This is a genomic window from Mesorhizobium sp. P2_B11, assembly GCF_056404855.1.
In genome coordinates this window covers 534,861-554,661 of the sequence record NZ_JBFUDF010000006.1, presented here as the reverse complement: position 1 = coordinate 554,661, position 19,801 = coordinate 534,861, and the positions used below count along the sequence as shown (strand labels likewise).

At 62.6% G+C, this 19,801-nt stretch carries 24 protein-coding genes; 14 read left to right on the top strand and 10 right to left on the bottom strand.

The genetic code is table 11. The features are described 5' to 3' along the window. Positions 1–160: 160 nt before the first annotated feature. Positions 161–1,348 (top strand): OpgC family protein, encoded by a 1,188-nt coding sequence (locus tag AC1DYJ_RS22220; RefSeq protein ID WP_477288905.1) that lies wholly within the window; start codon positions 161–163, stop codon positions 1,346–1,348. 15 nt (positions 1,349–1,363) lie between these two features. On the opposite strand, the gene AC1DYJ_RS22215 is transcribed toward AC1DYJ_RS22220, so the two are convergent. Next, positions 1,364–2,443, bottom strand: a complete 1,080-nt coding sequence (locus AC1DYJ_RS22215; protein WP_477288907.1) for a LacI family DNA-binding transcriptional regulator — start codon at positions 2,441–2,443, stop codon at positions 1,364–1,366. Positions 2,444–2,591: 148 nt separating this feature from the next. Here AC1DYJ_RS22215 and AC1DYJ_RS22210 point away from each other — a divergent pair, with 148 nt between their 5' ends. Next, positions 2,592–2,735 carry a hypothetical protein gene (locus tag AC1DYJ_RS22210; RefSeq protein ID WP_477288909.1) on the top strand — a complete coding sequence of 48 codons (144 nt, stop codon included), beginning with the start codon at positions 2,592–2,594 and terminating at the stop codon, positions 2,733–2,735. Between the two features lie 63 nt (positions 2,736–2,798). Then, on the top strand, positions 2,799–2,939 hold the full coding sequence (locus AC1DYJ_RS22205) for a hypothetical protein (protein WP_477288911.1): 141 nt from the start codon (positions 2,799–2,801) through the stop codon (positions 2,937–2,939). Between the two features lie 36 nt (positions 2,940–2,975). On the opposite strand, the gene AC1DYJ_RS22200 is transcribed toward AC1DYJ_RS22205, so the two are convergent. Both AC1DYJ_RS22200 and AC1DYJ_RS22195 read right to left on the bottom strand, forming a co-directional pair. Continuing rightward, positions 2,976–3,350, bottom strand: coding sequence for a DUF423 domain-containing protein (locus AC1DYJ_RS22200; RefSeq protein WP_477288913.1), 375 nt, complete (start codon positions 3,348–3,350; stop codon positions 2,976–2,978). 40 nt (positions 3,351–3,390) lie between these two features. Beyond that, complete coding sequence (locus AC1DYJ_RS22195; RefSeq protein WP_477288914.1) at positions 3,391–4,656, bottom strand: MFS transporter; 1,266 nt, start codon at positions 4,654–4,656, stop codon at positions 3,391–3,393. Between the two features lie 150 nt (positions 4,657–4,806). On the opposite strand from AC1DYJ_RS22195, the gene AC1DYJ_RS22190 reads away from it, so the two are divergent. Together AC1DYJ_RS22190 and AC1DYJ_RS22185 are read left to right on the top strand one after the other, a co-directional pair. After that, a complete protein-coding gene (locus AC1DYJ_RS22190; protein WP_477288916.1) occupies positions 4,807–5,472 on the top strand; it encodes a GntR family transcriptional regulator in 666 nt (221 codons plus the stop codon). 83 nt (positions 5,473–5,555) lie between these two features. Continuing rightward, positions 5,556–5,816, top strand: coding sequence for a DUF982 domain-containing protein (locus AC1DYJ_RS22185; protein ID WP_112563470.1), 261 nt, complete (start codon positions 5,556–5,558; stop codon positions 5,814–5,816). A 64-nt stretch (positions 5,817–5,880) separates the two neighbouring features. Here the strand turns inward: AC1DYJ_RS22185 and AC1DYJ_RS22180 are convergent, their stop codons facing one another. Then, positions 5,881–6,039, bottom strand: coding sequence for a hypothetical protein (locus tag AC1DYJ_RS22180; RefSeq protein ID WP_477288920.1), 159 nt, complete (start codon positions 6,037–6,039; stop codon positions 5,881–5,883). A gap of 178 nt (positions 6,040–6,217) precedes the next feature. Between AC1DYJ_RS22180 and AC1DYJ_RS22175 the strand changes: the two genes are divergently transcribed. After that, positions 6,218–7,189 carry a glycosyl transferase family 90 gene (locus AC1DYJ_RS22175; protein ID WP_477288922.1) on the top strand — a complete coding sequence of 324 codons (972 nt, stop codon included), beginning with the start codon at positions 6,218–6,220 and terminating at the stop codon, positions 7,187–7,189. Between the two features lie 386 nt (positions 7,190–7,575). Here AC1DYJ_RS22175 and AC1DYJ_RS22170 read toward each other — a convergent pair whose 3' ends face one another. Further along, positions 7,576–8,619: an aldo/keto reductase gene (locus tag AC1DYJ_RS22170; RefSeq protein ID WP_477288924.1), complete on the bottom strand. Its 1,044-nt coding sequence runs from the start codon at positions 8,617–8,619 to the stop codon at positions 7,576–7,578. 242 nt (positions 8,620–8,861) lie between these two features. Here AC1DYJ_RS22170 and ppk2 point away from each other — a divergent pair, with 242 nt between their 5' ends. Further along, entirely contained in the window at positions 8,862–9,782 is a 921-nt protein-coding gene (gene ppk2, locus AC1DYJ_RS22165; protein ID WP_477288926.1) for a polyphosphate kinase 2, read from the top strand. 185 nt (positions 9,783–9,967) lie between these two features. On the opposite strand, the gene AC1DYJ_RS22160 is transcribed toward ppk2, so the two are convergent. Continuing rightward, entirely contained in the window at positions 9,968–10,612 is a 645-nt protein-coding gene (locus AC1DYJ_RS22160; RefSeq protein ID WP_477288928.1) for a dihydrofolate reductase family protein, read from the bottom strand. Between the two features lie 158 nt (positions 10,613–10,770). On the opposite strand from AC1DYJ_RS22160, the gene AC1DYJ_RS22155 reads away from it, so the two are divergent. Then, entirely contained in the window at positions 10,771–10,998 is a 228-nt protein-coding gene (locus tag AC1DYJ_RS22155; RefSeq protein WP_477288930.1) for a hypothetical protein, read from the top strand. A gap of 38 nt (positions 10,999–11,036) precedes the next feature. On the opposite strand, the gene AC1DYJ_RS22150 is transcribed toward AC1DYJ_RS22155, so the two are convergent. Beyond that, the gene (locus AC1DYJ_RS22150; protein ID WP_477288931.1) at positions 11,037–11,732 is read right to left on the bottom strand and encodes a winged helix-turn-helix transcriptional regulator; all 696 of its coding nucleotides are present in this window, start codon (positions 11,730–11,732) and stop codon (positions 11,037–11,039) included. A gap of 177 nt (positions 11,733–11,909) precedes the next feature. On the opposite strand from AC1DYJ_RS22150, the gene AC1DYJ_RS22145 reads away from it, so the two are divergent. Further along, positions 11,910–12,236, top strand: coding sequence for a DUF1330 domain-containing protein (locus AC1DYJ_RS22145; protein WP_023693250.1), 327 nt, complete (start codon positions 11,910–11,912; stop codon positions 12,234–12,236). 34 nt (positions 12,237–12,270) lie between these two features. Here AC1DYJ_RS22145 and hemB read toward each other — a convergent pair whose 3' ends face one another. Continuing rightward, complete coding sequence (hemB, locus tag AC1DYJ_RS22140; RefSeq protein WP_477288989.1) at positions 12,271–13,302, bottom strand: porphobilinogen synthase; 1,032 nt, start codon at positions 13,300–13,302, stop codon at positions 12,271–12,273. 157 nt (positions 13,303–13,459) lie between these two features. Further along, positions 13,460–13,960, bottom strand: coding sequence for a pyridoxamine 5'-phosphate oxidase family protein (locus tag AC1DYJ_RS22135; protein ID WP_477288933.1), 501 nt, complete (start codon positions 13,958–13,960; stop codon positions 13,460–13,462). A 194-nt stretch (positions 13,961–14,154) separates the two neighbouring features. Here AC1DYJ_RS22135 and AC1DYJ_RS22130 point away from each other — a divergent pair, with 194 nt between their 5' ends. The 5 genes from AC1DYJ_RS22130 (at position 14,155) to AC1DYJ_RS22110 (ending at position 18,490) form a co-directional block, all read left to right on the top strand. Beyond that, positions 14,155–15,192: an enoyl-CoA hydratase/isomerase family protein gene (locus AC1DYJ_RS22130; protein WP_477288935.1), complete on the top strand. Its 1,038-nt coding sequence runs from the start codon at positions 14,155–14,157 to the stop codon at positions 15,190–15,192. After that, positions 15,189–15,611 (top strand): DUF6163 family protein, encoded by a 423-nt coding sequence (locus AC1DYJ_RS22125; protein WP_477288937.1) that lies wholly within the window; start codon positions 15,189–15,191, stop codon positions 15,609–15,611. Before AC1DYJ_RS22130 ends, AC1DYJ_RS22125 begins: the two co-directional genes overlap by 4 nt. A 202-nt stretch (positions 15,612–15,813) precedes the next feature. Next, positions 15,814–16,329: a transcriptional regulator LdtR gene (ldtR, locus tag AC1DYJ_RS22120; protein ID WP_112562982.1), complete on the top strand. Its 516-nt coding sequence runs from the start codon at positions 15,814–15,816 to the stop codon at positions 16,327–16,329. 52 nt (positions 16,330–16,381) lie between these two features. Beyond that, positions 16,382–16,894 (top strand): hypothetical protein, encoded by a 513-nt coding sequence (locus AC1DYJ_RS22115; protein WP_477288939.1) that lies wholly within the window; start codon positions 16,382–16,384, stop codon positions 16,892–16,894. Positions 16,895–17,236: 342 nt separating this feature from the next. Next, positions 17,237–18,490, top strand: a complete 1,254-nt coding sequence (locus AC1DYJ_RS22110; protein WP_477288941.1) for a L,D-transpeptidase family protein — start codon at positions 17,237–17,239, stop codon at positions 18,488–18,490. Between the two features lie 63 nt (positions 18,491–18,553). Here the strand turns inward: AC1DYJ_RS22110 and AC1DYJ_RS22105 are convergent, their stop codons facing one another. After that, complete coding sequence (locus AC1DYJ_RS22105) at positions 18,554–19,279, bottom strand: helix-turn-helix transcriptional regulator (protein ID WP_477288943.1); 726 nt, start codon at positions 19,277–19,279, stop codon at positions 18,554–18,556. Between the last annotated feature and the right edge of the window lie 522 nt (positions 19,280–19,801).

Sequence of the window (19,801 nt, the reverse complement as noted above, 5' to 3'; positions counted from 1 at the left end):
ATTTTCATGCTCCGCGAAATGTGATTGAACCCGGCCCATTTCAGACCGTTTCTGCGCCGATATGCTTCCTGCGGGAGGAATCGAAGCGGTGTGCGCCGATGGTCGCATCCCGGCATGAACAACACGAGCATCCTTGCTCTCGCTTTGAGGCCTTTTGTCGATGACTACGCAACTCCCGCCGGATCGCGCCGAACGCGATACCCGTATCGATGTGTTCCGCGCGCTCGCTCTGTTGACCATCTATATCGACCATGTGCCGGGCACCGTCTTCGAAACGCTCACCTACAAGAATTTCGGATTCTCGGACGCGGCGGAAGCCTTCGTGCTGATCTCCGGCATGTCCGTGGCGCTCGCCTATGGCAGCAAGTTCCAGACCGGTGGTCGGCTGTTGGCGACGTTGAAGATGTGGCGCCGCGCCGGCGTCCTCTACACCGCCCACATCGTCACCACCATGGTGGTGATGGCGATGTTCTGCGCGGCGGCGGTGTTCGCCCACCGGCCTGAGCTGCTGAAGCTGATCAACATCGAACCGCTGATGAAGAACACGCCAGAGGTGATGGTCGGCATCGTCACGCTCGGCCACCAGCTCGGCTACAACAACATCCTGCCGGTCTACGCGGCGCTGCTGTTGATGGCGCCGCTCTTCCTGCTCTTCGTCAGCTACAGGCCGCTGCCGGCACTGGTCTTTTCCGGTGCCCTGTGGCTCGTCGCCGGCATCTGGCAGATCGCGCCGCCGAACTATCCCGAGCCGGGCTTCTGGTTCCTCAACCCGCTGTCCTGGCAGTTCCTGTTCAACATCGGCCTCGCCGGCATGCTGCATGTCCGGCGCGGCGGCACCATTCCCGTCAATCGCTGGCTGGTGGGCGCCGCGGCGGCCTATGTCGCGGCCGCAGCGGTCTGGGTGCACAGCCCGCTCTGGGGCCAGATCACCTGGTTCGATCTGCCTGTGGTGATCGGCGGCTTCGACAAGACCTTCCTGTCGCTACCGCGCCTGCTGCACATTCTGTCGGTGAGCTATCTGATCGTCGCTTTGCCGGCGGTATCGAACCTGTTCCGCCTCAGCCACGACCATCCGCTCGCTCTGCTCGGCAAGCGTTCGCTGCCGGTCTTTCTTGCCGGCACGGTGATCGCCATGGTGGCGCAGGTGATGAGGCTGATCAATCCGGGCGGCTTTGCCTATGACGCGCTTCTGATATCGGCTGGCATCGCCCTGCAGTTCGCGCTCGCCTTCTATCTCGAATGGCTGTCGGGAATCGGCTGGTCGGGCAAGAAACCGGTTCGCACCGAAGCCCCGGCCGCTCGCCAGCCTTTCGGCATGTCGCCCGTGGTGGCAAGGCTGAGCAGGTAATCCAGCCGGGCTGATCTAGCCAGGCGAGGGACCGGACGACGCCCGCACCACAAGATCGACCGGCAGCAACAGTCGCTGGTGCGAGCCGTCATTGTCGAGGATCGCCTTGACGGCAAGGCGGCCCATCTCGGCGATCGGTTGCGCGACGGTGGTCAGCGGCGGCTTGGAAACAGCGCCTTCCGGCACGCCGTCGAAGCCGACGATGGACACGTCGCCCGGCACGGCTATGTCGTGTTCGCGCAGCCAGTCGAGCGCGTGCAGCGCCATCCTGTCCGACATTGCCAGGATCGCCGTCGGCCGCTGTGGCAGCGCGAAAATATGCTCGAGGCCGGCCCGCACGCTCTCTTCGTCGTTCAGGGTTTCGTAGATCGGCACTTGCGAGACGTCGATGCCGAAGCGGGAGAGTTCGCCCAAGTAGCCACGCAGACGGTCGCGCGTGCCGGAATAGAGGGCGGACGTCTCGACCTGCTCTTGCGTGACCGGACCAAAGCCGGCGTCGGCAGATTCCAGAGCCAGCACGGCGAAGCGACGATGGCCAAGCTCGGCCAGATGGCGCGCGGCAAGGCCGGCGCCGGCGACGTTGTCGATGCCGATTGCTGCGACCTCCTCATTCTCCGAATCGAGGTCGAGCGCCACGAAAGGCAGTTTGCGTTCGCGCGCCAGTTCGACCAGCCGCGAACTGCCCTCGATGCAGAACACGATGAAACCGTCGACCAGCGCGCTCTGGATGTTCCAGGCGAGCTGCTCGTTGTTGGCGGCGGAGACCAGCGAAATCCCGGCGCCGGTCGCGTCGCAGGCTTGCGAGATGCTGGCCATCATGACGCGGGCGAAGGGATCGTCGAAGAAATAGGAGAGGGGCTCGTCGGTCGCCACACCGATGGCATTGACCTTGCCGGCACGCAGCAGCCGGCCCTTGGGATCCGGCCCGGCATAGCCCATGGCTTCGGCCGCCGCCTTGACCCGCTCGCGCACCTCTTCGCGCACGATTTCCGGGCGGGCGAAGACGTTGGACGCGGTGCCGTGCGAGACGCCGGCTGCCTTGGCAATGTCGGCCAGCCGCACTGGCCTCGTCTTCCCGGAGGTCAATCCCGTCATCTTCGTCTCCTGCGCCAATCTCCACCTAGCACTTTCGTTGGATCGGTTCAAATTTTCCCTTGATCAAAGGGCCGTGAGGGCCTATGTTTGAATCGATCCAAGGAGATTTCACCATCTGTCCATTGGATCGGTTCAAGAGGAGGGTGCCATGCATCCCATGAATTATCTGTTCGAAGACATCTACGGCAATGACTGGGGCATCGCCTCGAATGCCGCCACACGCAAGCGCCGTGGCCGGACTGGCCCGTGGCAGCGCGACCTGCATTTCCTCGTGGAACGCAAGCGGAGCTGATAGTTCCGCATTTTCGTGTCGGTCGATTGGATCGATTCAAATTTCTTTAAGAGGAGACCGAACATGCATCCCGTGAAGCATCTGTTCGAAGACATCTATCGCAACTACTGGGGCATCTCGCCGGCCGCGGAACGCCCGGAACGGCAGCGGTTGAAGCCTGCCAAGCGCAAGCGGGAACTGCTGCCGGAACGCCAGCAGGATTGAGCCTCGCGTGAGAAATTCTGATGGGGCAGGGCCCCGTCAGGGACGTTGACGCACCAGCGCCGAGGCCGCGATCGCCAGCCAGCCTGCAATCAGCAAGCTACCGCCGATCGGCGCCGACATCGGGAACAGCCGCGACCCGACAAAATCCCGCGCCAGCAGATCGCCACAAAACAGCACAAGCCCGACGAGCAGCACCAGGCTGCCGATCCGCAGGATCCGGTTTGTGCCGGCCAGGCCGACGGCCAGAAACACCGGCGCATGCATGAGCAGGAAGGATGCGGCGGTGCCGACGAAAGCGCCGCCCAGATGCGCGGCCGCAGCCGATAGCGCCACGCCGGCTGCGCCACACAGGCCGCCGGCGAGGATCAGAATGCGGGCGCTGCCGTCTGCCGGATGGTCGGCGATGCTCATGTCTTAGGCTCCTGTTATTGGCGGTAGGCGGCGCAACCTGTCAGGATTTGCCGGATACCGCCAGCATGTCGCGCGTGCGGCGTGACTGGACCAGCCAGTTGTAGACAGCGCCGCCGGCCATCAGCACGGATGTGCCGAGAAAAACCGCCCGCATGCCGAAATGGCCGCCGACGAAGCCGCCGAGCAACGGGCCCGCGACCTGGCCGACATATTGCGCCGAGATCGCCAGGCCCAGCACATTGCCGCCGACGCCATCGGGAACATTATGGCGAATGACGCTGGTGATGCAGGGCAACAGCCCGCCCAGCACCAGACCCATGAGAAAACGCAGGCCGACCAGCTGCCAGCTCTCGGTGACGAAGGCTTGCGGTATCAGCAGCAGCGCAGAGACGGCAAGCGACGCCACGATGACGTTCCAGTGGCCGATGCGGTCGGCGAGCTTGCCCAGCCGTGACGCCGACAGGATGGCGCCGAGTGCGGCCGCCGACATGACGACGCCCGAGATCAGCGTCACCCGGCTGGCGTCGGTGACCAGTTGCTGGACATAGACGGTGATGATCGGTTCGATCGACATATTGGCGAATGTGAACAGCATGCCGGTCGCCAGCATGGCCACGACCGGACGCTTGTCTGGGATCTGCGCCCAGCCTCCCCTAGGCTTCTCCTTGGGTTTGGCCAGTGCCGGCGGGCGAGGCATCTCCTTGATCAGGAACGTCGTCGCCAGCGCCGCCAGGAAAATGACGCCGCCGGCAATGAGGAAGGTGGCGCGAATGCCGATCAGCGGCGGCAGCGCGCCGCCGAGCAGCGGGCCGACCAGCGAGCCCGCGGTGATACCGGCCGACAGCACGCCGAGCGCCCAGCCGGACCGCTCTTTCGGCGTCTGCATGGCGACCAGTATGGTCGAGCCCGAGGAATAACCGCCGGCAAAGCCGATCAGCAGGCGCAAAAGCACCAATTGCCAGACGGTCTGCACCATACCGGTCAGCGACATGCAGATCGCCATGCCGAAACTGGCGCGCACCAGCATCACCTTGCGGCCGTAGCGGTCGCCGAGCCGCCCCCACAGCGGAGCGACGAGGGCGGCGGCAAAGAAGGTGGCGCCGAAAGCGATGCCCGACCATTGCACGATCGCCGCGTGGCCGACGGCGCCCAGTTGCTCGACATAGAGCGGCAGGAAGGGGAGCAGAAGGGTCATTGCCACGAGCGTGCTGAACGATCCGGCAAAGGACACGAACAGGTTGCGCCGCCAATGCACATTGTAGGTGGAGGGCGCTTCGGTCGCCTGCACTGCACTGTCCTGCGGCATGTCTTGTCCTGTCCGCTTGCTGCGGATACCATTTTGGGATACCAAGCTGGTATCCTCATGGACGCAAAGCCCGGTCGCTGTCAATGCGGCGCTCTCAAACGTGATCGGCCAGACCTCAATGCGGGGCGATCGCCAACAAGGGAAACAAACATGTCGCAGATGCAGACCGTCGAAAAAGCGCTTCGCGAAATGATCCTCGGCCTCGAGGTCGGGCCCGGCGAGCGGCTGACGGAACGCTGGATCGAGAGCCGCTTCGGGGCCTCACGCACGCCGGTCAGGGCAGCGCTGCTGCGGCTGGAGACCGAAGGCCTGATCTGCCGCGACGGGCGCGGCTGGACGGTATCGCCGATCAACCTTGCCGAACTCGAACAGATCGCGGTCTATCGCGAGGCGGTCGAGGTCGCGGCCGTCAGGCTGACCTCGGCGCTGGCCGACAGGAGTGCCGTCGATGTCATCGAGGCGATGCTGGACTCCTGCGACATCGCCACGCCCCGCGAGGAATGGCACCGCGTCGGCATGGATTTCCACATCGAACTGGCACGGCTCTCCGGCAACGAGTTTTTGTTCAGGGCGGTGCGCGATGCGATGACGCGGCTCTCGCGGGCGCGCTGGCTGGAGGTACGCGACGAGGCAGCACTCGGCCGCGCCTGGAGCGAACATCACGCCATCCTGGCGGCGGTGCGAGCGGGTGAAGCCGACGCGGCGGCAGCGCGGCTTTCCGCCCATATTGTCGGCAGCCGCGACCGCCTGGTGACGTCGCTGCACAATGACCGGCGCGGTCTGCGTGCCAGGGGATTTGCCGTCGTCGCCGCTTGATATCGGTCACGAAAGCGACAGAACGCCGGGCGCCATCTGCTTTCGGCCTCGCTTCATGGGCGCCGATGGCGTAAGGAGCGGCCATGGAAAACAACCGATTTGAAACACCTGTGACCGTCAAGGCAGCCGCGGGGGGAGAAAACCAGCTCCTGCGCACGGCCCGTGAGGCCTCCGACTACCTGCTCAACAGCTGGCCGGGCAAGCGCAGCCCCAAGCACCGCGAAGCGCTGCAGGCCTGCCATGATGCGCTGGCCGGCGACAAGCCGGCGATGATCGCAAGGCGCGCCTTCATCGCCGCCGCGCGCGAAGTCAACGTCTTCGTCAGCGACAAAGCGACGGCCTGATCCCAGCAAGATCGGTGGAATCCGGCCCGCTTGGCGGGCCGGACATCGTGCAATCCTGTCTTGTCTATTTTGCCGTCTCGGCTTCGGTTTCGGAACCGGCCTCTTTTTCAGGCTCGGAGCGCTCCTTTGCCGCGACCTTGGCGGCCAGCTTCTCCGCCTTCTTGGCAGCCTTCTGCCGGTCGCGGTCCTTGCGTTCCTGACCGTAGTTCGGTGGTCGCGCCATATCGTTTCCTTTCGCTGTGCCTGATCCTGCCTAGAAGCATTGGCCGGCAAACACAACAGCGCCGGGAGGGCAGATGCCAGCGGTTCTGGACTTGCGTGATGGCTAACACAATGGTTTAGAAAAGGCCGCGGGACAGTTGCTGGAGCCGCCGCCGACCGATTTCGAATCAAAACGACCGATGGCCACGCTTCAAAGAAACGCACAGAAGCTGATCTATTATGCGCGCAACGCCATGCGCGACATCGCGCCGCCCGTCCTTTTCCGGCGCCAGCTCGGCCGGCTGCTCGATCAGGCCAGGCTTTCCGACGCCTCGGTCCGCCAGCGGCTCAACTACTACAATGCGCTGCGGGAGCCCTTTACACCCAGCCCGGAGGCTGTGCCGGTCAGCCGGCTGCCGTCGGACCGCAGCATGTATTATTACGATCTGAAGGAGTTCACCCGCTATTTCGATCCGGGCCTGCTCATCGACCTGGAATTCGGCGACGTCATCGAAGTGCCGAAGATGCCGTCGATCGTCAAGGACCGGCCGATCGTCGGCGACAATAGCAACGGCGTCCTGTTCAAGCTGAACAAGTTCCGTCATTTCCACATGCCGGCCGACGATGTCGCCTTCGCCGACAAGCATCCGCTCGTCGTCTGGCGCGGCGAGCTCAACAATCCGATCCGCACCTTGCTGCTGGAAGTCGCCCGCGATCTGCCGATCTGCGATGTCGGCACGCCAAGGGCAACGGCGCCGGCGGAATACCGAAAGCCCTATCTCACCATCGATCAGCAGCGGCGCTATCGCTACATCATCTCGCTCGAAGGCAACGATGTCGCGACCAATCTGAAATGGATCATGAGCTCGAATTCGCTCTGCCTGATGCCGCCGCCGACTTACGAGACCTGGTTCGCCGAGGGTCAGCTCGAGCCAGATGTCCATTATGTGCCGCTGGCGCCCGATTTCAGCGATCTTGCGGACCGGGTGCACCATCTCGAGCGGCATCCGGCCGAGGCCCAGCGCATCGTTGCGGCGGCCAACGCCTATTGCCGCAAATTTGCCGACGAGCGGGCCGAGCAGGCGATCAGCCTGCTCGTGCTCTATAAATATTTCGTGCTCAGCGGCCAGATCGAGCCCGATCCGGAAGTCTGGCGCTACATTCAGGGCTAATCGCCCCGCGGTCCCGGTACCCTACTTCTTTGTGCAGAGCCTCCACTCTATTTCTGAAGCGTCCCAGCAATAACCGTTGGCCTTCAATTGAAATCCGAGGGCATCAAGGATGACGCAAAAGCGATCACTCGCCGCTTTGGAAATCGGTTGGCCATCAAGCTCTGCCTGACGGCATGCTGGTCTGATATCGTCGTAGACCGAAGCCACCTTTTCACCATCAAAGTCTCCACACACGGCCGCTGTGGTCGACGAAAGAATGACGACGGCGCAACAGTATGCGGTTGTTCTGGCGCATCGGACTGCGTGCATTGGTGACATCGGCGAAGCATCGCCCATTGGCATTGTCGACGCAATCATTCAGCGGCGCGACTGCGTGACATCGCCGGTCAGATGACGCTGCGGTCGAGAACCAGATCGGCCGGGCCGAACCGATCCTTCGCGGTGAACTGCTGGTGCCAGTAGGGGTAGAGCACCGGCGGCCGGCTGACGACATCGAGGCGGTCGCGGTCCTCGACGGTGAGGGCGAGGGCCGCGGCGGCAAGATTGTCCTTCAACTGGGTCTCGTTGCGCGCGCCGATCACCAGCGAGCTGATCGCCGGCCGGCCGAGCAGCCAGGCAAGCGCCACCTGCGCCGCCGAGACGCCGCGGGCCGCACCGATGTCGACCAGCACATCGACGATCCGCCACAGCCGGTCCTCGTCGCGGATCGGCGGTTCCGACCAGCCGGCAAGCTGGCGCGCGGTCGGGCTGTCGCGCCGGTATTTGCCTGACAGCAGGCCGCCGGCAAGCGGGCTCCACACCAGCACACCAAGGCCCTGGTCGACCGAGATCGGCAAGAGTTCGTATTCAGCCTCGCGCGCTTCCAGCGTGTAATGGATCTGCTGGGTGATGAAGCGCGGCTGGTGCTGGCTGTCGCTGATGCCGAGCGCCTTCATCACGTGCCAGCCGGAATAGTTGGAGCAGCCGACATAGCGGATCTTGCCCTGGGCAACCAGCGTGTCGAGCGCCGCCAGGGTCTCCTCGAGCGGCGTCACGCCATCCCATTCGTGCAGGAAATAGATGTCGATGACATCGGTCCTGAGGCGCTTCAGGCTCTTCTCGCATTCGCGGATCAGATGATGTCGCGACAGGCCTTCGTCATTGGGACCTTTGCCGATCCGCATGCGCGCCTTGGAGGCGATCAGCACATCGTTCTTGCGCTTGCCGCCGAGCGCCTCGCCGATGATCTCTTCCGACAGGCCGTTCGAATAGACATTGGCGGTGTCGATGAGATTGATGCCGGCATCGATGCAGGTGTCGATGATGCGCGAAGCCTCGGCGAGATCGGAATTGCCGACGGCGGCAAACGGTCCGCTGCCGCCGAAGGTCATGGTGCCCAGCGTCAGCGTCGAAACTTTCAAGCCGGAACGGCCAAGCGTGCGATATTCCATGTCAGATCCTCGCAATTTGGTGTGGGGCGGTTTGGTCGAGAAGGGCGGGGGCAGCCCGAATGGGTCAGCCATTTGTAGGACAATTTGATTGGCTTGTCGCCATGCCACGGCAATGGATCGACCATGCCTCGCCGATTTGCCGTGATCATCGACCGGCCGGCGGCTTGCAATAAAACCGTCACTGCCAGCCTATATCAAGTCGGCTCAGGGTTTCATGACAGCCGGCAAGCGGAGCAGCAGAAATGACCGAGTTAAAGCAGAATTCTCCGGCCAGGGATTGGCTTGAGGCCGAACTCGCCGACACGCTCGACGAAGACTATGAGCTGGAAATGTCGGAGCCGGCGCTGTCGCTGGAGATCGCCAAGATCTACAAGAACGCGCATCCGCCATCGATCGACCGGATGCAGTATTTTCGCGATCTGATCAGCCTGCAGTCGGAACTGATCAAGCTGCAGTCCTGGGTCGCCTACCACAAGAAAAAGCTGGTGGTGATTTTCGAGGGCCGCGACTCCGCCGGCAAGGGCGGCGTCATCAAGCGCATCACCCAGCGCCTCAACCCGCGCATCGCGCGTGTCGTCGCACTCCCGGCGCCGACCGAACGCGAAAAGTCGCAATGGTATTTCCAGCGTTACGTACCGCATTTGCCGGCCGGCGGTGAGATCGTGCTGTTCGACCGCTCCTGGTACAACCGCTCCGGCGTCGAGCGGGTGATGGGCTTTGCCGAACCCGATCAGGTCGAGGAATTCTTCCGCGACGTGCCGGAGTTCGAACGCATGCTGGTCCGCTCCGGCGTCACCTTGGTCAAATACTGGTTCTCGATCACCGACGAAGAACAGCAGATGCGCTTCCTGATGCGCATTCACGATCCGATGAAGCAGTGGAAACTGTCGCCGATGGATCTGCAGTCGCGCGTGCGTTGGGAGCAGTACACCAAGGCCAAGGAAGAGACCTTCGCCCGCACCAACATCCCCGAAGCGCCGTGGTACATCGTCGAAGGCAACGACAAGAAGCGGGCGCGGCTGAACTGCATCGACCACCTGCTCAAGCAGATGCCTTACGAGGAAGTACCGCACGAAGAGATCACGCTGCCCGAGCGGGTGTTCAATCCGGAATATGAACGCCAGGTCCTGCCGCGCGAGCTTTATGTGCCGGAGAAGTATTAGCTCTTTTCCTTCTCCCCGTTTCACGGGGAGAAGGTGCCCGAAGGGCGGATGAGGGGCGGCGCTTGCGTTCAAAAGGCTGGCGCTAGCCACAGCCTTATGAGTTTTTGATAGTCCGATTCTGCACCGGCAGCGCTGCCCCTCATTGCCCTGCCGGGCATTTCTCCCCGTAGAACGGGGAGAAAGAGCTACCCCCGCTTGATCGTCACATGCGTGGCAAGCGCCGTCGCCACCTGTTCGGTGCATTGATAGCCGAGCTTGAGCATATCCAGGCCGGCAAAAAGGTTCTCACCCTTGCCCAGCAGTACCGGCGACACCGCCAGATGCAACTCGTCGATGAGCTTCTCCTGGAGATATTGCCGGATGGTGGAGACGCCGCCGCCGACGCGGACATCCTTGCCGGCTGCCGCGGTTTTCGCGCGGTCGAGCGCATCATGGATGCCGCCGGTGACGAAGTGGAAAATGGTGCCGCCTTCCATCTCGATCGGATCACGCTTGTAATGCGTCAGCACGAAGACCGGCATGTGATAGGGCGGATTGGCGCCCCACCAGCCTTTCCAGTTTTCATCCGGCCATTCGCCGCGGATCGGTCCGAACATGTTGCGGCCGAGGATCCAGGCGCCGAGATTGTCGAAACTGCGGACGGTGAATTGGTCGTCGACATCGGTGGTGCCGCCATCCTTGCCGACCATTTTGTGGAAGCTGCGGGTGCTTGTCATCCATTTGTGCAGCTCCTCGCCGCCAACGCCGAGCGGGTTTTGCAGGGTCTGGTCAGGACCGGCGCCGAAACCGTCGAGCGACAGGGTGAATGCATTGACACGCAGTTTGGACATGAAAGCCTCCGTGATAACCGGTTGTGATCTGCAAGTGGTTATTTTGTAGCAAGCCGATTGCAAATTGCAAGTGGTTTTCCAAAATAACGATTTAGCACTTGCTAATACTTGACGGAAAAAGCAGCTGCGTTACCCTTCGGAAGGCCCGGAGTCGGGGAGTGGACGAGATGAAGGTATTTCGCGTCGAGAAGATGGACGGCGACGTCGTCCAGGACAGCAAGGAAACGCAGGCCAGTACGCCGTTTGGCGCAGCCGAAAAGGTGGTCGGCCGAAAGGTCACCTTGCGCGGCGACGCCTGTAAGTGGATCCGCGTGGTGGACCTGACAGCCAAGGCCCCGACGCGGCGTCGCCCCGGCACCTACGAGTATCGAGCGCTGGCGGGATAGGTCTGCAAATTTGTAGCGCCCATGGAGGCAAACTGGCCTCAAGCCGCCGCGCGCTTCGGCATCACCGCAAATGGGCTGAGGCCGAGCCAGGTCTGCATCTTGCCGGCGACATCGAGATCGCCGGTCAGGCTGATCTTGTCGCGTTCCTTGTGAACCGTCGTCAGCCCCATCCAGATCGACGTCATGGTGCAGAGGTCCGTCGAGACGTAGAGGTCGACGTCGAAGCCCGGATCGTACCAGCACAGATCGACATCGCCCTGCTTCTCGACGATCAGCCACCACGAGCGTTTTGACGCCGGCAGGTCATGGTACAGGAACTGTATCACGGTGCGCCCGTCCGGCAGCGGAGAGGGGTTCAGGTTGCGGCGCATGTCCCACATCAGCAGCGATGGATCGAGGTTCTTGAGCGAGAGCCTGGCCTCGACCCATTTCTGCCCCCAAAAACCCATCGCCTCGACCACCGGGCGCAAATCCCGGCCCGCCTCGGTCAGCCGGTATTCGAACACGCCCTTTTCGGTCGCGATCTCGGTGCGTTCGACAATGCCGCCCGCTTCGAGATCCCTAAGCCGTTGCGACAGAAGGGTTGGCGACATTTTCGGCACACCGCGGCGCAGGTCGTTGAAGCGGGTTGAGCCCGCCACCAGTTCGCGCAGCAGCACCATGGTCCAGCGTGTGCACAACAGCTCCGCTGCCATGGAGAGCGGGCAGAACTGCTTGTATCCGGCTTGTGCCATGTGGTGACCTCCAAAAGATGTTGCCGGACCTTATTCAGAAAACCTGAAATCAGCCAGTACAGAAGTTGTACTGGTCCCCCTTGGTACAGTTTGGTGACTGGAGCGGTGCGGTGGCATCATGCGAGGCAGCGGTCACGTCGCCGGGCAGTCCGGCGCCGATCCATGAGGAGTTAGACAATGACCGCTTACGTGATCGCAGACATCAAGGTGAAGGACGACAAATGGGTGCCGGCTTACGCCGCTTCGGTGCACGACCTCGTGCACAAGCATGGCGGCAAGTATCTCGCCCGCAGCGGCAATGTGAAGACGCTGGAAGGCAAGCCGCTCGACACCAGCCTGATCGCCATCATGGCGTTTCCGTCGGCAAAGGCAGCCGAAGCCTTCACCAACGATCCGCAATACGCCCCGTTTGTGGCGGAACGCCAGAAGGGCAGCGACAGCCGCTTCCAGCTGATCGACGATACCGATCTGGCCGGAACGATTCCTTATCTGCCGAAGGCGTGAAGAAAAGCCGGAACCCGGAAAGTCCGGGTTTCGGCTAGCCCTTCAGCATCTGCGCCACTTCTGGCGCGAAGTAAGTCAGAATGCCGTCGCAGCCGGCGCGCTTGAAGGCGAGCAGGCTCTCCAGCATGGCCTTTTCGCCGTCGATCCAGCCATTGGCGGCGGCTGCCTTGATCATCGAATATTCGCCCGACACCTGGTAGGCGAAGGTCGGCATCTGGAACTCGTCCTTCAGCCGACGGATGATGTCGAGATAGGGCAGGCCGGGCTTGACCATCAGCATGTCGGCGCCCTCGGCGATGTCCTGCTCGGCCTCGCGCACCGCCTCGTCGGAATTGGCGTGGTCGATATAGTAGGTCTTCTTGTCGCCCTTGAGTAGGCCGGCGGTGCCGACCGCCTCGCGGTAGGGTCCGTAGAAGGCGGACGCGAATTTCGTCGCATAGGACATGATCGCCACGTCGGAAAACCCATTGGCGTCGAGCGCATCGCGAATGGCGCCGATGCGGCCATCCATCATGTCCGACGGCGCGATGATGTCAGCGCCGGCCGCCGCCTGGATGACGGCTGCGGCCGCCACCTGTTCCACCGTCTCGTCATTGACGATGATGCCGTCGCGCAAAATGCCGTCATGGCCATGGCTGGTGAACGGGTCGAGCGCGGCATCGGTGATGATGCCGATCTCCGGCACCGCGTCCTTGATGGCGCGGGTTGCACGGTTGATGATGTTTTCGGGGTCGAGAATGTGCGAGCCCGTCTGGTCGCGCAGCCCAAGCTCGACATTGGGGAAGGTGGCGATCGCCGGAATGCCGAGCTTTGCCGCGCGCTCGGCCTCCTTGACGGCGAGGTCGAGCGACAGGCGAAAGACGCCGGGCATGGCGGCGATCGGTTCGCGCGTATTCTTGCCGTCGATGACGAAGATCGGCCAGATCAGGTCGTTCACGGTGAGCCGGTTTTCCTGCACCAGGCGGCGCGACCAGTCGGCCTTGCGCATGCGCCGCAGCCGCCGGCTGCCGGTGATCTCGTCGACGCTGCGCTGGCCTGCTGGTTTTGCCGGCGCGATTTTGTTCATCGTCGCCGGCGCGAACTTGTTCGTCGCGGGGGTGAATTTGTTCATCGCCAAAACTCGCTTCTCGTGCGGCTTTGCCCGGCCGCTATGTCGAGGCGGCTTTTACCACGAGCCTCTCCCGCTGACCAATGCGACACGATTGTGCCAGCCGATGCTGCGCTTACGCCTTCGGCGGCCACGCCAGCTCCGGCCCGGTTTTGAAGAACGACACGTTGTTGGTGAAGCTGCTGGCCGGTGCGAGCCGGATCAGGCGGCCGTTCGGATGGTCGATGTCGGCCACGGTGTCGATGAACCAGCGGTTCCAGTCTACCTCGGGACCCAGATATTTGTGCAGCAGCCGTTTGAAGCGTTCGGGGTCCATCGGCTCGATGGTGGCGGCGCCACGCAGGCCGAGATGCAGCAGGATGCCGGCCTCATTGTCGAAATAGACGATCTCCACCGCGCAGCGCGGGTCGCGTTCGAGGTGCTTGACAGCACTAGCCTCGGTCGAGCCGAGCAGCCAGATCGCATCATCCTCCCAGATGAACCACATCGGCGCGTTGCGCGGCGCGCCATCCGCGGTCACCGTCGCCAGATTGGCCATCAGCGGGCGGCTGAGCACATCGTTCGGGTCGAACTTTTTCGGCATCTCCCAGCCCGGCGTTGCGGTTTCAAGCGTCATCGTTTCGCCCCTTGGGTCACAAACAGGCTGGTAACTGAGGTGGTGTTTCGCCGGCAGCTTTGCCCGCATTTTGACCGACGATAAAGCACGGTCGCGTCCCGCAGCGAAGATCGAAACCACCTCCGCCGGTTGACGCACCCATGCGCCACCTTTAGCACTTCAGTCCCGCAGGCGCGGGGAGGGAATCTCTGACGATGGATTTTGGCGGCGGCGACGAGATCCGCTTCGAACGATTGGGCAAGGCAGGCGTCGTCACGTTGACGCGGCCGCAGGCGCTCAATGCGCTCACCCACCGCATGATCAAGGCGCTGGACAAGGCGCTCGACGCCTTTGAGCACGATGCCGGCGTCGATGTCGTCATCGTCAAGGCCGAGGGCAGGGCGTTCTCCGCCGGCGGCGACATCATGCACGTCTATGAGGCGCGGGCCGGAAAGCCGCCAGTCGAGTTCTTCGCCGACGAATACCGGCTCAACGCCCGCATCAACAGTTACAAAAAGCCCTATGTCGCGCTGATCGACGGCATCGTCATGGGCGGCGGCGTCGGCATCTCATTCCACGGCTCGCAGCGCGTGCTGACCGAGAACGCCCAGTTCGCCATGCCCGAAGTCGGCATCGGCTTTTTCCCCGATGTCGGCGGCAGCCATCTGTTGCCGGACCTCGGCGGTAGTTTTGGCATGTATCTGGCGCTGACCGGCAACCGCATCCGCTACGGCGATGCGCTGTGGTCCGGCCTTGCCACCCACACCATCAAGGCTCAAGACCAGTCTGCCTTCCTCGACCGGCTCTGCGCCAATGGCGACCCGGAATCGGTGCTGCGCGGCTTTTTCGTGCCGGCCAAGCGCGAGACCGCCCAGCCGGTGCTGGAAGCGATCGCCCACCATTTTGCCCAACCTTCGCTGGCCGAAATCCTCGACAGCCTGGAGCGGGCAGCCGGCGCCGACGAATTTGCCGCTAAGACGCTCGCCACGATCCGCTCTCGCTCGCCGACCAGCCTCAATGTCGCGTGGCGCCAGATCAGCGCCGGGCTGACCTTGTCGATGGAAGCCTGCATGAGGATGGAATTCCGTATCCTCAACCGGATGCTGGCGGGCCACGACTTCTATGAAGGCATCCGCGCCGTCATCGTCGATAAGGGCTCGACGCCGCAATGGCGGCCGGCGACCTTGGCCGAGGTCGATGCGGCTTCGGTCGACGTCTATTTCGCGCCGCTCGAACGGGAGCTCGAATTGTGAGCGAGGTCACGTCGCGGCGCATCGTGCTGCAGCCCTCGGGCGTCGAAATCATCTTCGCCTGGTTCCAGCGCGTCATCGCCGGCTACTGCCTCTTGTTCGGCATTCTGTACTGGATCCGGCTGATCGGCTTTTATCCCGGCTCGCTGTGGCGCTTCGACCTGATGCCGGTGCACTGGCAGGTCGCGGCGGTGATGCTGGCCGTGTTCTTTCCCTTCGCCGCGGCCGGCCTGTGGATGCTGGCGTCCTGGGGCCCGGTGATCTGGTTCATCTGCGCCGTCACCGAGATCATCATGTATGCCGGCTTTCCCGATCTGTTCGGCCACCGGCCGCTGATCCTGTTTTCGCACTTCGCGGTGGCGCTGCTCTACATCGTCTTTCGCGTCGTGATCTGGATGCAGAAACGCCCCGCGCGCGCCTGAAACGCCGCCCCGCCGCCATTGGCTAAATCTTTAGGTTAATTATCCTTGCTCGGGTGACCGTTCGTTAAGCGTCTTCCGAAACCTATTACCGGTAAGCTCTTGTTAGCCCTAGCGTTTAAGTCGAATTTTATGAGTATTCGATAGTGTCGCGATCAAGGTGAAAAACAAAAAATCACCAGGCGACAAACGAGAGGCAAAGACAATGATCAATTCGCGTCCGGCGGCGAAGACCGCCAACGTATCCGACGATCGCCGCGAGGCTATCCGTACGCTTTACATGGAATCGCTGCAGCTGGTGGAGCGTCTGCATCGCCGTCTGCTTGACGTGATCAAGGACGAATTCGACCGCAATGGCCGTTCCGACATCAATGCCATCCAGGCGCTGCTTCTGTTCAACATCGGCAATTCCGAGCTGACCGCCGGCGAGCTGCGCTCGCGTGGCTACTATCTCGGGTCGAACGTCTCCTACAATCTGAAGAAGCTGGTCGATCTCGGCTTCATCAACCACCAGCGCTCGCGCATCGATCGCCGTTCGGTCCGCGTCTCGCTGACGCCGAAGGGTAATGAAGTTGCCGACGTCGTCGCCGGTCTTTATGAGCGCCATGTCGGCTCCATCGAACAGGTCGGCGGCATCAACAGCGAAGAGTTCAAGCAGATGAATCGCGCGCTGCAGCGCCTCGACCGCTTCTGGAACGACACCATCGCCTACCGGATGTGAGGGGCGAGGGATCGCAAGCCGCGCCAAAAGAAGCGCGGCCGGGGAAAAGCAAATGAAGGACCGGCGCCGGGGGCGCCGGTCCTTTTTTGCGACCAGGGCGACGATCGCCAACTGGCCATGCTGCCGTACTGGCTGCGGTTTGCTTTCGCTCCCGCAATGCCTAATGTCGACGGCTTGGGGGGACGACATGCTCTTGGGCATCAATTTCAAAATTTATGCGGTAGCAATGGTGCTCCTGGCTGTGCCGCAAATGGCGTTTGCCGAGGAGTGGTGGCAAGGCGCCTTCGCCAGTGAAGGCTCGAGCCCCTGCGACAACAATGATTCCATCGTCACGTTCACCAACAAATCGGCCGATATGTGGGAAGTCGCTTGCAGCGTCCAGAAAGTCCAAAAACTGAAAGGCCTGGACGCCATCATTCTCGACATGACTTGCTCGGACGACGAGCAGAGCGTCGACAAAAGACGAACGCTGCTGCTCAAGCTCGATGACAACAAGCTGCTGCGCTATCCGGAAAACCAGGTGTTGCAGCGCTGTTCGGAGCTGGAAAACAACCCTAGGGACTGAGCGGGACCAGCGAGACTTGGGGCTTTGAGGGAACAGTCAGGGAACGGTGCCGAAAAGGCACGGCCCCTCCGTTTCAGATCGCCGGTGGATCCAAATTCAACGCAAAGCCACGTTGCCGCCATATTCGCGGTGGAAGCGAGGGTTGCGGGTGATGCGTGGCGAAAGCCATCAGCGCGCCCCGCAATCTCGCATCGCGGTCCGCTTTTCACGGCTAAGTGATGCAGGTCATGGTTGGCTAATTGTTAACAGTGCCAACTTTAGAGTGCGGGCGATATCGCCCAAATGATCGTGCAAGTAGCCGAACGCTACGCGCCAAACGCTACAAGAATGTCTGGAACGTCGATGAGAACCAGCCGCCGCTTTTTCCTTTCCGGAGCCTCCGCGCTCGCCGTCGCCATGGTCGCCAATGCCGCCAGCGCGCAGGACGTCATTGACGATATCCTGAAATCCTCGGGCCGCGGCAATTGGGACGACCAGTTCGACGCCCGCGCCTCGGAAGGCGGCAAGGTTGCCTCGACCCTGCCGATCTTCAGCCTGCAGACGGTCGCCTTCACCGAACAGGCGGTTGCGCAGTACCAGAACATTGTCGCCCAGGGCGGTTGGCAAGACGTTCCGGCGACCAAGAAGCTGGAGCTCGGCGTCGACGATCCGGATGTCGTGCCGCTGCGCAAGCGGCTGATGATTTCGGGCGATCTGGCGCAGAGCGCCGGCATTTCGACGTCGTTCGATTCCTATGTCGACGCGGCGGTCAAGCGCTTCCAGACCCGCCACGGCCTGCCGGCCGACGGCTCCATGGGCAAATACACCTACGCCGCGATGAACATTTCGGCGCAGATCCGGCTCGGCCAGCTGGAGACCAATCTGCAGCGTCTGCGCGAAAAGGCCGGCACCTTGGGTAGCCGTTATGTGCTGGTCGACATTCCGGCGGCACAGATCGAGGCGGTCGAGAACGACCGCGTTGTGCTGCGCCACACCGCAATCGTCGGCAAGATCGACCGCCAGACGCCGGTGGTCAATTCCAAGATCAACGAGATCATCGTCAATCCCTACTGGAATGCGCCGGTCTCGATCGTGCGCAAGGACATCATTCCGCTGATGCGGAAGAACCCCAGCTACCTCACCGACAGCCATATCCGCCTGTTCGCGCCGGATGGCAGCGAAGTCGACCCGATGAATGTCGACTGGTCGACGGACGATGCCGCAAAATACCGCTTCCGCCAGGATCCGGGCTCCGGCAACGCCATGGCCTCTGTCAAGATCAACTTCCCGAGCCCGGATGGCGTCTACATGCACGACACGCCGCAGCAAAGCCTGTTCGGCAAGATGATGCGCTTTGATTCCTCGGGCTGCGTGCGCGTCCAGAACGTGCGTGATCTCGTCACCTGGATCCTGCGCGACACTCCCGGTTGGGACCGCCAGCATTTCGAGGCGACCATCAAGACCGGTGAGAACACGCCCGTCCAGGTCGTCAACCCGGTGCCGGTCCACTTCCTCTATCTGTCGGCATGGTCGACGGGACCGGGCGTGGTGCAGTTCCGCGACGATGTCTACGCACTCGATGGCGCCAGCGAACTACAGATTACATCTTCGCTATAAGCTGTTGATATTTTTGCACAAAAGGCCGCCTTCGAGGCGGCCTTTTCTTTTGCTGAAGAGCTTTTAGATCAGCCGCTGGTTGACCAGTCTTGCCACAGCTTGCGCGCGGTTGACGGCGCCGAGCTTGCGGCGCGCATTGTCGACGTGAAAGCGCACTGTCGCCTGGGCGATGCCGAGGATCACCGAGATTTCCCAGTCGGTCTTGCCCTCGGCGACGAGCGCCAGGCTGTCGCGTTCGCGCTCCGTCAGCCGGATGGCGGCCGTTGGCGGCGGGGTGGTGAGTTCCATCAGCCTTTCGGTCAGCACAAGGCCCGCCATCTGGATGGCGAAGCGTTCGTCGTGAGAAAAATCCCGCTCGTGGAAGCCAAGATGCAGCGAAGCGATGACGCCGTCGGCGCCGTAGGAGGTGGCGCACAGCGCGTCATGGATGTCGGCTTCGCTGAGCGCGTCCCAATAGATGCCGAATTCCTTCCCGTCGCGAGGCGCAAAATCGCTGAAGCTGTAGCGCGTCCGGCTTTCGCGGATCGCCGTCAGCAGTGGGTTGCACTCCAGGCAGACATAGTCGAAGGCCGGGCTTCCCGGCCAGTTCGCCGGCGCCAGCCGCGCGATGAAGCCGCCGGCTGCCCAATGGCTGGCCGATGTCAGCGTCGCCGTTGGACGCCGGTAGAGTCGCGTCTGCAGATAGGAGGCGCCGAGATCTTTCATCGCCGCGAAGAATTTGACGCTGGCGTCCTCGGCCGTCTGCGCCGCGAAGGCCGTTTCGGCATCCGCCATGATCCGTGACAGCATCGATCGAACCCCCGTCCGCAAGCCGCCATGCAAGGTGACATGGCAGAGCCCCGCCGGCAAGGCGGCTTGCGGTTCAGAGGGCCTGTCAACCCCTCGTTTTCGAGAGGTTACCGCGGCCAAATGCTCGCTTATCAGGAAGGGCACGGCACCGACTTACCCCAGCGGCAGGGAGGCTGAGGCCGGCATGATGTTTCTGCTCTTGCCACGCCGATTCCTGAGCCTCGGCGTGGGGCCGGCCACTCGGTGCCCCAAAGGCAGCCTTGCGCTGACGCCGGGTGCCGGCCGTTTTCATTCTGTTTGGCTGGCGCTCATGGGGTCGCGAGCTGCCGCCGGATGCGCCCCGATTTGGGGCTGACCGACGCCGCCACTGCGGCGAAGGATCCAGCCCGGGTGTGGGGGCCCTCGGGGCGCATTTCCGGCTTCTTGCCACCGAACGACCGCACAGCTGATCGCCCCATTGTTCGACTGCGGCAGCTCTGTTCGCCTGATCCGCCGCCTCGGCTGGACGGATCGGCGGCAATT